Genomic DNA, 13462 nt, shown 5'->3' with positions numbered 1-13462 from the left:
TAATTATGAGCAAGCCTTTAGCGTTAACAGATGTAGTATTACGAGACGCCCATCAGTCTATTTTGGCAACACGCCTACGTTTAGACGATATGTTACCTATCGCTCCTTTACTGGATAAAATCGGTTATTGGTCACTTGAATCATGGGGAGGCGCGACCTTCGATTCATGCATTCGTTATTTAGGAGAAGATCCGTGGGATCGTATCCGAGAACTTAAAAAGGTCATGCCAAATACACCGCAGCAAATGTTGTTACGTGGTCAAAACCTTTTGGGGTATCGCCATTATGCTGATGATGTAGTAACTCGCTTTGTGGAGCGTGCGCATACTAACGGTGTTGACGTGTTCCGTGTGTTTGATGCAATGAATGATGTTCGTAACTTAGAAACGGCTGTTAAAGCGGTGAAACAGGTTGGTGGTCATGCTCAAGGGACTATTTCGTTTACAACTAGCCCAGTTCATACTGTTGATACTTGGGTTGATATGGCTAAAAACCTTGAAGACATGGGTTGTGAGTCATTGTGTATAAAAGACATGGCAGGTCTACTCAAACCAATGGAAGCATTTGACCTAATTAGCAGACTTAAATCTCAAACGGATTTAACAGTGTCTATGCATTGTCATGCTACAACGGGTTTAAGCACTGCAACTTATCAAAAAGCAATTGAAGCGGGTATTGATGTACTTGATACCGCCATTTCGTCAATGAGCCAAACATATGGACATTCAGCGACAGAAACCTTAGTCGCAATGGCTGAAGATAATGGCCGCTCAACCGGCTATAACATGGCGCTGTTAGAAGAAATTGCAGCTTACTTTAGAGAAGTTCGTAAAAAGTATGCTCGTTTTGAAGGTGCACTGAAAGGTATTGATTCACGCATTTTACGTGCACAAGTGCCAGGTGGCATGTTAACCAACATGGAAAACCAGCTCAAAGAGCAGGGCGCTGCAGACAAAATGGATGCTGTATTAGAAGAGATCCCTCGTGTACGTGAAGATCTTGGTTTCTTACCTTTGGTGACGCCAACGTCACAGATTGTAGGTACTCAATCTGTAATTAATGTCCTAATGGGTGAGCGATATAAAACCCTAGCTAAAGAAACTGAAGGCGTATTAAAAGGTGAGTACGGTGCAACACCTGCACCAGTTAACGCTGAACTTCAGACTAGAGTGCTAGACGGTGGTGAGGCCATTACATGTCGCCCTGCCGATCTTATTGCACCAGAGCTAGATAAGTTACGCCAAGAGTTGGCTGATATCGCGAAGAAAGACAATATTACTTTGGCGGCAGAAACTGATGATGATGTGATGACGTATGCGTTATTTAATCAAATTGGATTACAGTTCTTAACTAACCGTGGTAATCCGGACGCATTTGAGCCTATTCCAAGTGCTGATGATATGGCGGTTGTTGCTGATAAAAAAGACAAAGGGCCTGAAACCTATACCGTTAATGTCCAAGGGCAAAATTTTGTGGTGGAAGTCAGTGAAGGTGGAGATATTAGCCAAATTGTACCCACTTCATCATCAGCTGGTTCTCAAGCGCCAGCTCCGCTTGCACCATTAACGCCGGCGAGTAATGAAATTAAAGTCACGATGAACGCACCGCTGTCAGGCAATATTTTCAAAGTGATGGTGAATGATGGCGACCATGTGAATGAAGGGGATGTGGTATTAATCCTTGAAGCAATGAAGATGGAAACCGAAGTTCGAGCAGAAACGACAGGTGTGATCAGAAATATCGCGGTTAAACAAGGCGATGCAGTTGCAGTTGGCGCACCATTACTGGCACTAGCGTAAGAGGTAGGAGATAGCATGGAAGGATTAATGGCCTTTTGGTCTGAGACAGGTATTGCTAACTTCGCACCTGATCAACTATTTATGATGGCAATTGGCGGGGCATTGTTATATCTCGCCATTGCTAAAGGCTTCGAGCCACTCTTGTTAGTGCCGATTGGTTTCGGTGCTATCCTGGCGAATATTCCTAATGCGGGGTTTACCGACGAAGGCGGTCTACTTTGGTATGCCTACTATGTTGGTATTGAAACAGGCATATTCCCATTACTGATTTTCATGGGTGTGGGGGCGTTAACTGACTTTGGAGCGCTGATTGCTAATCCGAAAACCTTACTATTAGGTGCTGCGGCGCAGTTTGGTATTTTTGCGACCTTGCTTGGTGCAATTGCATTAAATTTAGTGCCTGGGTTTGAGTTTACTATGCAAGATGCTGCGGCTATTGCGATTATTGGTGGCGCCGATGGCCCAACAGCCATTTTCTTAGCCTCTAAACTAGCTCCTGATTTATTGGGTGCAATCGCAGTTGCTGCGTACTCGTACATGGCGTTAGTACCGTTAATTCAACCACCAATCATGCGTTTATTGACTAACGAATCTGAACGCACCATTAAGATGGAACAGCTGCGTGAAGTCAGTAAAAAAGAGAAAATTATTTTCCCATTGATGGTAGTGGGAATGACCATTTTATTCTTACCAGCAGCAACGCCTTTAGTAGGAATGTTCTGTCTAGGTAACTTAATGCGTGAATGTGGCGTGGTAGATAGATTATCAAGCACTGCTCAAAACGAATTAATTAACATTGTCACTATTTTCCTTGGTTTAGCTGTAGGCTCTAAATTGCAGGCTGAAGAGTTTCTACGTATCGAAACCTTAGGTATTTTAGTCTTAGGAGCTGTCGCATTTAGTATCGGTACAGCTGCTGGTGTGTTGATGGCTAAACTGATGTCTAAAGTATCAGGTGGTAAGATTAACCCATTGATTGGTGCAGCTGGTGTATCTGCTGTACCTATGGCCGCACGTGTTGTGAATAAGGTAGGTTTAGAGTCAAACCAACAAAACTTCTTATTGATGCATGCTATGGGACCAAACGTCGCTGGTGTACTGGGTAGCGCTGTTGCTGCTGGTGTATTGTTGGCTGTTCTAGGTTAATACCTTGCGTTAACTCTGTTTGTTGTAAATCATATTGAAGCCACTGCTAAGCAGTGGTTTTTTTTGCTAACACATTAGTCATATTGAGCCTGAGTTCATCGCTAGCTCATCGGTATAAACAGAAGATAGTGCCATCTATTACGCGTCTGTATCAGGGTTTTACTCACTTTCTCACTCTCTTCACATAGCATTTAACTCACCACTCATAAGCCTTTCTTTATTTTCTTTTCTTACTCGATTAGCAAGGCTTAAGGCACGTCGATTTATCAGCCTAATCCAATACTAAGGCTTGCATTGCTCCATTGTTGTTCAATCCAAATAACGACTCGTATTTTATACCCATTTAGGTGCGATTTTATTTATCTTGCACTAAATTAGCACTACACTTTATAGGTATGTTGGAGGAGTGTTTTAAAATTTACATTTAAAACAGTGTGTTACCAAGTTGGCACGTTAGCTGAATAGTAATGGTCACATATTGGCTGATTATAATTGTATTTTATTTATCCATTTTTGATTGTTTTTGGTCTTAAACGTGAAAATTAATCATTTTTTAGTCGTAAATTAATTTAAGCAAAGGCGCTTAATTATTCCTTAGGGGGTAGTTAGCGCCTTTTTTGTTTTACCTATTTAACACTTAACAAGGATTTAAAGATGAATTGGAAAAAAGCACTTAAACAGACATTACTGGTGATGTCTTTTTCTGCCGTATTGCCAGCCATGGCTGAGGTCGGATTTCCAGAAAAGGAAGAACTGACTTTTGGTTTTATTAAATTAACTGATATGGCGCCCATCGCTATCGCTTATGAGAATGGTTACTTTGAAGAAGAAGGCCTATACGTCACGATTGAAGCCCAAGCTAACTGGAAGGTGTTATTAGACGGTGTTATTGATGGTCGCTTAGATGGCGCACATATGCTGGCAGGGCAGCCAATAGCTGCCACTATTGGTTATGGTACTAAAGCGCATATTATTACGCCTTTTTCGATGGATTTAAACGGTAATGCCATTACGGTATCCAATGATATTTGGAAAAAAATGAAACCTAACATCGCTAAAAATAGCGATGGCAAACCTGTTCATCCAATTAAAGCTGATGCGCTGAAACCTGTTGTCGAGGAATACACTGAAGCTGGTAAACCGTTCAAAATGGGCATGGTATTTCCTGTATCAACCCATAACTACGAACTACGTTATTGGTTAGCTGCTGGCGGTATTCACCCAGGATACTATGCGCCTCATAAAGGTGACACTTCGGGTCAATTAGATGCGCAAGCATTTCTTTCTGTAACCCCTCCGCCACAAATGCCATCAACGCTTGAAGCTGGCACTATTTATGGATACTGCGTGGGTGAACCATGGAATCAACAAGCCGTATTTAAAGGCATTGGAGTGCCGGTTGTTACCGACTATGAAATTTGGAAAGACAACCCAGAGAAGGTTTTTGGGATCACGGCTGAATTTGCTGAAAAATATCCTAACACGACGATTCGTTTAACTCGTGCCCTGATTAAGGCGGCTAAGTGGTTAGATGATAATAACAATGCCAATCGTCCAGCAGCTGTAAAAATCTTATCGCAATCTAATTATGTTGGTGCTGATTACGATGTCATTGCTAATAGTATGACCGGCACATTTGAATATGAAAAAGGCGATAAACGAGCGGTTCCAGACTTCAATGTGTTCTTCCGTTATAACGCAACTTACCCATATTACTCAGATGCGATTTGGTATTTAACGCAAATGCGTCGCTGGGGACAGATCTCTGAAGATAAACCTGATGATTGGTACAAAGATGTTGCTGCGAAAGTTTATCGCCCAGATATCTATGCTAAAGCTGCTCAATCCTTAATTGATGACAAAACCATTGATGCAAAACATTTCCCAGACTTTGCAACTGAAACTGGCTTTAAAAAACCTCAGCAGCACTTTATTGACGATATCGTGTATGACGGGAGCGCGCCTAATGCTTACATCAATAAGTTCAGCATTGGTCTAAAACAAGGCGATAAGCTGTAATTTACAGCTATCGAAGTGAGGATAGAGCTATGTCAACCATTGCAAAAATTACCCAGAGGCTTCCTATGGATAAGTCATCTGCCAACGTGTTGCTTTCGAAACTAGGTCAAATGAGTAAAGCGTTACTGTTACCCATTATTGGCTTAACCGTGTTCTTAGTCTTATGGTCTATCAGCGCAAATAACATCAACACTTCGTTGGGTAAGTTTCCGGGGCCAGTGGCTGTTGTAGCTCAGTTCGACTCGCTTTACCAAGAACATGTGGCTGAACGAGAAAAAGCGGCAGCTTTCTATGAGCGTCAAAAAGTGCGTAATGAAGCCCGCGTGGCAAAAGATCCAACTTATGTGCCAAAGACACGAGCTTATACAGGTAAAGAAACCTTTGTTGATCAGATTGTTACGAGTTTGATTACCGTGATGTCAGGTTTTTTATTAGCCGCGATTATCGCAATTCCATTGGGTATTTGGATGGGGCTGAGCAAAAATTTAAATGCGGCAATAAACCCTATTGTGCAGCTGTTTAAACCCGTCTCGCCATTGGCTTGGTTACCACTGGTTACTATGGTGGTGAGCGCACTTTATGTCTCTCCAGATCCTATGTTATCCAAATCGTTTATCAATTCGTTACTCACAGTCACTTTATGTAGTTTGTGGCCAATGATCATTAACACCTCAATCGGAGTCGCATCTATCGATACTGATTTATTAAATGTCAGTCGAGTATTGAGGTTATCAGCCTTTACTCATGTGCAGAAAATCGTATTACCAGCATCAATACCGTTAATTTTCACGGGGATGCGTTTATCACTCGGTGTGGCTTGGATGGTGTTAATTGCAGCAGAGATGTTGGCGCAAAACCCAGGCCTTGGCAAATTTGTTTGGGATGAGTTCCAAAACGGAAGTTCAGAGTCGTTATCTCGCATTATGGCAGCCGTTATCGTGATTGGGTTTATTGGTTTCTTACTAGATAGAGCAATGCTTGCACTACAAGCTTGGTTCTCTTGGGATAAAGCCCGTTAATTTGGGACGCAAGGAGTAAATATTATGAGTGTATTTTTAGATATCAGTAATATCGATATGGATTTTCCTACCCCTAATGGTCCATTTAAAGCGCTTAAAGAAGTGAACCTGAAGATCAATAAAGGTGAGTTTGTATCGCTCATTGGTCATTCGGGGTGTGGTAAGTCAACTGTACTAAATATCGTAGCGGGTCTTTATCAAGCCACTCAAGGTGGAGTGATTTTAAACAGCGCAGAAGTAACAGAGCCAGGGCCTGAGCGAGCCGTTGTGTTTCAAAACCACTCATTACTGCCATGGCTCACGTCATATCAAAATGTCGAGCTAGCAGTTAAACAAGTATTTAAGAATAAAAAATCCAAAGCTGAAATTAAGGACTGGATTGAATGCAACTTAAAACTGGTACATATGGAACATGCAATGCATAAGCTTCCTAGCGAAATCTCAGGCGGTATGAAGCAACGAGTGGGTATTGCAAGAGCATTGGCAATGGAACCCGAAGTCTTGCTAATGGATGAACCGTTTGGCGCATTAGATGCACTAACGCGTGCGCACATGCAGGACTCGCTAATGGAAATTCAAAACGAGCTGAATAACACCGTTATTATGATTACGCATGATGTGGATGAAGCCGTATTACTATCCGATAAAATTGTCATGATGACCAACGGCCCAGCAGCGACGGTTGGTGAAATTTTAGACGTTAATTTACCAAGACCAAGAGAGCGGTTAGCACTGGCAGAAGACAAAGAATATAACCGTCTACGTGCTGAAGTATTGAAGTTCTTATACGAGAAGCAACGAAAAGTTGAGACCATTAATATTAGTAATTCATCAATTAGTAACGATGAAACTGCTAATGTTGGCTAAGATTACTCTGATGGACAAGATTTAATTACAACAAGGGAAATATGATGAGAAAGAATCAACTTGCGAGTTTTATCAATAAAAGGTTAGCAAAATCAGCGTTAACCATCATTGCTCCAGCATCTTTGGCATTGATGGGCCAAGTACATGCTGCAGAAGCAACGACGATTGCAGAAGCTGTGACTGAAGGGAAAGTGAAAGTCGATTTGAATCTGCGTTATGAAATGGTAGAGCAAGATAACGCATTAAAAGATGCAGATGCCTTTACGTTACGTACCCGATTAACTTACGCCACAGCTGATTACTATGGTTTTAGTTCGTTAGTCGAGTTCGAAGATTCACGTGTCGTAGCGGGTGTTGATGACTATAACGATACTTTAGGAAACAATCCTGATTATTCTGTGATTGCCGATCCTGAAACCACAGAACTTGATCAACTATTTTTAAAATACCAATACGAAGGTTTTAGTGTTAAAGGGGGTCGACAAGTGATCACCTTTGATAATCAGCGTTTTGTGGGACATGTGGGTTGGCGTCAAGATAGACAGACGTTTGATGGCGTCATGCTTGAATATAAGTTCAATGATATGTTCCAAATTGATTATGGTTATATTACTCAGCGAAATCGTATTTTTGCAGAAGCAAAAGATATTGATTCAAAAGATAATTTAATCAATGCTCAATTAAAAACGGGTTTTGGTACGTTAAGCGCCTATGGCTACCTATTAGAAGAAGATACTAATATTGAAAACGGTCTAGACACTTATGGTCTTCGCTTTACCGGTAAAGCTGATATTGGTGATATCAAGTTACTTTATACAGCGGAATATGCCACTCAGGATTCAGATACAGCAGGGCAATCTTATTCTGCAGATTATATGAGCCTTGAGGGGGGCGTTGGTTTTTCAGTGGTTACCTTCAAAGTAGGCTACGAGCTGTTAGGTTCAGATGGTGGCGATTATGGTTTCTCGACTCCACTTGCAACACTACATGGCTTTAATGGTTGGACCGACCAATTCTTAACAACACCTAAAGAAGGCTTGGCTGACTTGTATGCATCTATTGGTGGTAGTGTGATTGGTGGTAAATGGGCGGTGGCTTATCACGAGTTTGATGCGGATGAATCAAGTGCAGCGGTGGACGATTTAGGCTCAGAAATCAACGCCGTCTTTAGTATGCCATTATATGACCACTATACCGTTGGCGTTAAATATGCGGCTTATTCAGCTGGTGATGTTGCAGCAGGTAAAGTGGATACTGACAAAGCGTGGGTATGGTTTAACGCAAAGTTTTAGCCTAATGTCATTCGCGACTTTTAAATAGGTTGGGCTATAAAATGAAAACGGCAGATGAACAATTCATCTGCCGTTTTGTAGGTTTGGTAGCAAATTAACTGAATCTTTAACCAAATCCTTAATTACGTCATTAACTATGCTGTTTGCTCAATGATTTTTTCATTTGAATTAAACTGCGCTTCATCAAATTGACCTTCACTTTTACCAACAACAACCGCTGTCATCATATCGCCAGTGACGTTCGTTGCTGTACGGATCATGTCAATTACACGGTCAATTGCCGCAATAAATGCGATTCCTTCAAGCGGTAAACCAACAACACCTAAGGTAACGGTTAGCATAACCATTGCACTACCAGGTACACCTGCAGTACCAATTGACGCTACTGTAGCTGTCACAGCAATAAGCATGTAATCGCTCATTTCTAAGGGGATACCATAAATTTGGGCAATGAAGATTGCCGCAATAGCAGGGTAAATACCGCCACAACCATCCATATTCATGGTTGCGCCAAGAGGTAAAACAAAAGCACTATAGCGTTTAGATACGCCCATTGATTCAGTACATTTAGTACTTGCTGGTAATGTACCAAAGCTAGATGCAGTACTGAATGCGACTAACTGTGCAGGCATGGCTTTGCGGAAAAATTGTATCGGGCTCAGTTTAGCGACAAACTTAATTAAGCCACCATAGACAAAAATGATGTGGATGAGCGCTGCGACATAAATTGCGATAATGAACTTACCTAATGGCAATAAGGTTGATAAACCGTACTCACCCACAACCCAAGCCATTAAACTAAATACACCTATTGGGGTGAGTTTTAATACCATACGAGTGAGTTCAAACATGACTTCTGCGCCAGCTGAAATGGTATTTTTAAGTGGTGCAGCTTTTTCGCCAACAGCATTAATAGCGATACCCACTAATGCAGCAAATACGATAATTTGCAGTACTTTTCCTTCTGCTAATGAGGCAAAAGGGTTAACTGGGATCATATTTAATAAGACTTGAGCAAACCCTGGAATATCACGGTCTCTCACTTCCGTTGTCGCCAGCTCAATACTGCCGCCCATATCAAAAGAACTACCAATGGCAAGACCTATGAATGATGCAGCCGTGCCTGTTAGCATAAACAGGCCTAAGGTCTTAAAGCTAAGACGTTTAAGGTTTGCTTGAGAACCTAAAGAAGTAATACTAACGACAATGGCGCAGAAAACTAAGGGTGCGACCAACATTTTAATGGCACTGATAAACAAGTCACCGAGTGGTTTAAGCATTACGGCGCTTTCGCCTAAAGCAACACCCGCCATGATACCAAAAGCAAAACCCGCGAGGACTTTTTGCCAAAAAGGAATACGTTTCAAGGTTTGAAAAATCATTAAATTTCCAACTATTTATTATACTTGCCGTTGTTTTCAGCAAGGGGATTATTATTTCAATAACCGAACACAATTACACAAAGGCTATTGAATAGTCATTGCGGAAGTTACGCTGCGTAAGCAATACGATGGTTCACATCATTAAGGTTCAGCTTATTTTAATATTGCTTATCTACAGTTCTCGGTGGAGCAATTTTCGAATTGTATTGAGTCAAACATAACGGGACAAACCGTTTTTGATATAACTTATACCATTTTTGAGACTTGTTAAATGTACTTTAAATTTCAACAACTTGCTAACCCTTGGTAAGGTGTGACTTCAAAGTGATTAAAACTCTATAAATATCATCAGGTAAAGTAAATGACAGCGTTATGGTTAATGTTTAGCGGGGCCTTTCTAGCAGCAACTTTGTTACCAGGAGGCTCAGAAGTTTTACTTGTCGCTTTATTGAATGAAGCCCCACAAACGTGGTTTGCATTGCTTGTTGTGGCCAGTATTGGTAATTCGTTAGGGGCAATCACCAGTTATTATTTAGGCTATTTAGGCCGCTTTGCGAAGACGCCAGAGGACTTTGCCTCTAAAAAATATCAACATGGACTAAAATTAATCGAAAAATATGGCTATTGGGCGTTATTGTTATCTTGGCTGCCATTAATCGGCGATATTTTATGTTTAATCGCAGGATGGCTAAAGTTACCTATTATCCAATCGACTATCATGATACTCATCGGTAAAACGATTCGTTACTCTTTAATTGTGGCAGCATTTATGTTGGCGTGGTAATAATGACCCTACGAGGTAGGGTATCCATCATATTGAATATTAATATATAACTTTCAATCACTTTAGTTTGTATTTTTGCAAGCCATAGCGCAATTTTCACTACTATTGGAAACTATCTGAATAAAGCAGGGTCGTAAGCCCATACTATTTATGCTATTAATTTTTTAAAGGAAGTTTAAGTGAAGAAATGGATCTTAGCAGCGGCGATCTCTATTGCCATAAGTGGCTGCGCACATGACGTAAAAACGTCCTCCAGTTTGCCTCAAGGCGTGACTTTAATCGAAACCGTTGGTGTATCTGACGCGGTGAGTATCCCTTATAAAAAATATTTGTTAGAGAATGGACTGACAGTTATTTTGCATCAGGACAATTCAGATCCTCTTGTTCATGTTGATGTTACTTACCATGTGGGGTCTGCTCGTGAAGTAGAAGGCCGCAGTGGTTTTGCTCATTTATTCGAACACATGATGTTCCAGGGCTCCCAGCATGTTGGAGATGAGCAACACTTTAAAGTCGTCACAGAAGCTGGCGGCACGCTTAACGGGACGACTAATACCGATAGAACAAATTATTTTGAAACCGTGCCAAGTAACCAGCTCGAAAAAATGTTGTGGCTAGAGTCAGACCGAATGGGCTTTTTGTTGCCAGCATTGACCAGTGAGAAATTTGAAGTTCAGCGTGAAACGGTGAAAAACGAACGTGCTCAACGTATCGACAACCAACCATATGGCCGTTTGAATGAACGCTTTAATCAAGCCATGTTTCCTGAGGGACACCCTTACTCATGGCCTGTGATTGGCTGGCCAGAAGATCTAGAACGTGCAACGGTTGATGATGTTCGTAACTTCTTTAAACGTTGGTATGGGCCTAACAATGCTACGTTAACTATTGGTGGGGATTTTGATGAAATGCAAACGCTTGCCATGGTTAATAAGTACTTTGGTGAGTTAGCCCGTGGCCCTGAAGTTAAAGCCGATCCTAAAACCCCTGTTACTCTCGATGAAACCCGATATATTTCGATGGAAGATAAGGTGCATCTACCTCTGATTTATATGGGTTTTCCAACAGTTTATGCCCGTCATGAAGATGAAGCTGCATTAGATTTATTGGCCAACATTTTAGGCGGCGGTAAAACATCGCTGTTATACAAAAATCTGGTTAAAGATGGATTTGCTGTGCAGGCATCAGTCGGTCATCCTTGCCAAGAGTTATCGTGTCGTTTGACTCTATATGCGTTGGCAAATCCTGCATCAGGTACCGACCTTGCTAAATTAGAGCAAAAAATTAATGACTCGATTGTCGAGTTTGAGCAGCGCGGTGTGACCGATGACGATCTACAAAAAGTAAAAGTGCAATTTGAAGCCGATACCATTTACGGCATGCAGAGTGTGAAAGGCAAAGTTTCTACACTGGCTTACAATCAAACCTTTTTTGATAACCCTAATATGGTCGCCAGTGATTTAGCTCGTTATGCCAGTGTTACCAAAGAAGATGTGATGCGGGTTTTTAAAACCTATATCAAAGATAAACCAATGGTCGTAATGAGTGTGGTTCCTGAAGGGGCTAAACAGCTTATAGCTAAAGAGGATAACTTCACTCCGGTAACGCAATCAGTGGCTGATGTAGCGGTAACAGGAACAGAGAATGTTCGTCAAATCACTTCAAGCTTTGATCGCACCGTGATGCCGAAGGCAGGCGCTGCGCCCGTGCTTAAAGTACCAAAGCTATGGAATGCATCACTAGCAAATGGCATCGAGGTCATGGGAACAGAAAACCATGAAACCCCAACGGTAGAGTTATTAATTTACCTTGATGGCGGTAATCGGTTACCTGAAATTGAAAAAGCAGGTGTCGCCTCTTTAACGGCTTCAATGTTAAATGAGTCGAGTCAAAAACGAACAACAGAAGAATTAGCAGGCGCACTTGAAATGCTAGGCAGTAGTATTTCATTTGGAGCAACCTCTACTCAGAGCTACATTCAAGTATCGAGTTTGACTGAAAATCTGACACCAACGTTGGCAATTTTACAAGAAAAGTTATTTTCGCCAGGTTTTGTTGAGGCTGATTTTGAGCGTCTAAAACAACAGGAAATACAAGGGTTACAACACCAAGAATCAGATCCAAACTATCTAGCTCGTAGAGCATTTTCAGGATTACTTTTTGGCGAAGATACTCACTTTAGCGTACAAGCCTCAGGCAGTGTAGCGACAGTTTCTGCGTTGACATTAGATGACGTAAAGCAGTTCTATCAAACCCAATATAAAGCAGGTAATGCGCAGATGGTGTTAGTGTCTGATTTACCTCAACAACAGGTGATGTCTGAACTTTCTGTACTGGAGAAATGGCAAGGCAGTGCAAATAAAGCTGAAGCCTTACCAACATTCCCAACACTTGCTGGTGGTACTATTTACGTTATTGATAAACCCGGTGCGGCTCAGTCAGTGATTAAGATAGGTAAGCGAGCATTACCTTACGATGCGACAGGGGAGTATTTTAAATCTTTCTTAATGAATTACCCATTAGGTGGAGCATTTAATAGTCGTATAAACCTGAATCTACGTGAAGATAAAGGCTATACCTACGGGGCAAGAACTGGCTTTAATGGTAATGATGTTATCGGTCGTTTTGAAGCAACTGCTAGTGTTCGCACAGATGTAACGGCTGAGTCTGTGACTGAATTTGTGAATGAAATAAAACGTTTTCAAGCTGAAGGCATGACGGATAAAGAGTTAGCTTTCATGCGCAGTTCTATTTCTCAAGGTAAAGCGCTTGAGTATGAAACCCCATATCAAAAAGCGGGCTTTATGCGCATGATACAGCGTTACCAATTGGCAGATGATTTTACTGAGCAACAGGCTGATATTGTGGCGACAATCAGTAAAGATGAACTTAACGAGTTAGCTAAAGCGCAGTTAGATTTATCGAGTATGATTATGGTCATTGTTGGCGATAAAACGGTGATTTCACCTAAACTTGAAGCTTTAGGCTATCCTATAAAAGAGATTAAATAGGTTTCGCTATTGTTTTTAAAAATATAGACCCTATATAGGTTTTATAGGGTCTGATATGATGAAAGACCACATAACGGTGACAATAATGATGTTACCGTTTTTTATTTTAAGACGATTGAACGTAAATTTATTCAATGAAGCAG

At 41.3% G+C, this 13462-nt stretch carries 9 protein-coding genes; 8 read left to right on the top strand and 1 reads right to left on the bottom strand.

All coding sequences use genetic code 11. From position 1 onward, the window contains the following. Positions 1–5: 5 nt before the first annotated feature. From oadA to SJ2017_RS15670, 6 genes are all read left to right on the top strand, one after another. The gene (gene oadA / locus SJ2017_RS15695; RefSeq protein WP_080916349.1) at positions 6–1799 is read left to right on the top strand and encodes a sodium-extruding oxaloacetate decarboxylase subunit alpha; all 1794 of its coding nucleotides are present in this window, start codon (positions 6–8) and stop codon (positions 1797–1799) included. Between the two features lie 15 nt (positions 1800–1814). Next, complete coding sequence (locus SJ2017_RS15690; RefSeq protein WP_055025721.1) at positions 1815–2945, top strand: sodium ion-translocating decarboxylase subunit beta; 1131 nt, start codon at positions 1815–1817, stop codon at positions 2943–2945. A gap of 654 nt (positions 2946–3599) precedes the next feature. Then, a complete protein-coding gene (locus SJ2017_RS15685; protein WP_055025720.1) occupies positions 3600–4964 on the top strand; it encodes a CmpA/NrtA family ABC transporter substrate-binding protein in 1365 nt (454 codons plus the stop codon). Between the two features lie 29 nt (positions 4965–4993). Continuing rightward, on the top strand, positions 4994–5983 hold the full coding sequence (locus SJ2017_RS15680) for an ABC transporter permease (protein ID WP_080916347.1): 990 nt from the start codon (positions 4994–4996) through the stop codon (positions 5981–5983). 24 nt (positions 5984–6007) lie between these two features. Beyond that, a complete protein-coding gene (locus tag SJ2017_RS15675; protein WP_080916346.1) occupies positions 6008–6850 on the top strand; it encodes an ABC transporter ATP-binding protein in 843 nt (280 codons plus the stop codon). A 44-nt stretch (positions 6851–6894) separates the two neighbouring features. Continuing rightward, complete coding sequence (locus SJ2017_RS15670) at positions 6895–8142, top strand: alginate export family protein (RefSeq protein WP_055025717.1); 1248 nt, start codon at positions 6895–6897, stop codon at positions 8140–8142. Positions 8143–8276: 134 nt separating this feature from the next. On the opposite strand, the gene SJ2017_RS15665 is transcribed toward SJ2017_RS15670, so the two are convergent. Next, the gene (locus tag SJ2017_RS15665) at positions 8277–9524 is read right to left on the bottom strand and encodes a dicarboxylate/amino acid:cation symporter (protein ID WP_080916345.1); all 1248 of its coding nucleotides are present in this window, start codon (positions 9522–9524) and stop codon (positions 8277–8279) included. 361 nt (positions 9525–9885) lie between these two features. Here SJ2017_RS15665 and SJ2017_RS15660 point away from each other — a divergent pair, with 361 nt between their 5' ends. Both SJ2017_RS15660 and SJ2017_RS15655 read left to right on the top strand, forming a co-directional pair. Then, the gene (locus tag SJ2017_RS15660; RefSeq protein WP_055025715.1) at positions 9886–10308 is read left to right on the top strand and encodes a YqaA family protein; all 423 of its coding nucleotides are present in this window, start codon (positions 9886–9888) and stop codon (positions 10306–10308) included. Between the two features lie 179 nt (positions 10309–10487). Continuing rightward, on the top strand, positions 10488–13319 hold the full coding sequence (locus tag SJ2017_RS15655) for a M16 family metallopeptidase (RefSeq protein WP_080916344.1): 2832 nt from the start codon (positions 10488–10490) through the stop codon (positions 13317–13319). Positions 13320–13462 lie beyond the last annotated feature (143 nt).

This window comes from Shewanella japonica (genome assembly GCF_002075795.1).
GTDB lineage: Bacteria > Pseudomonadota > Gammaproteobacteria > Enterobacterales > Shewanellaceae > Shewanella > Shewanella japonica.
The sequence above is the reverse complement of the archived record's forward strand: the minus strand, read 5'-3'. Positions and strand labels throughout refer to the sequence as shown.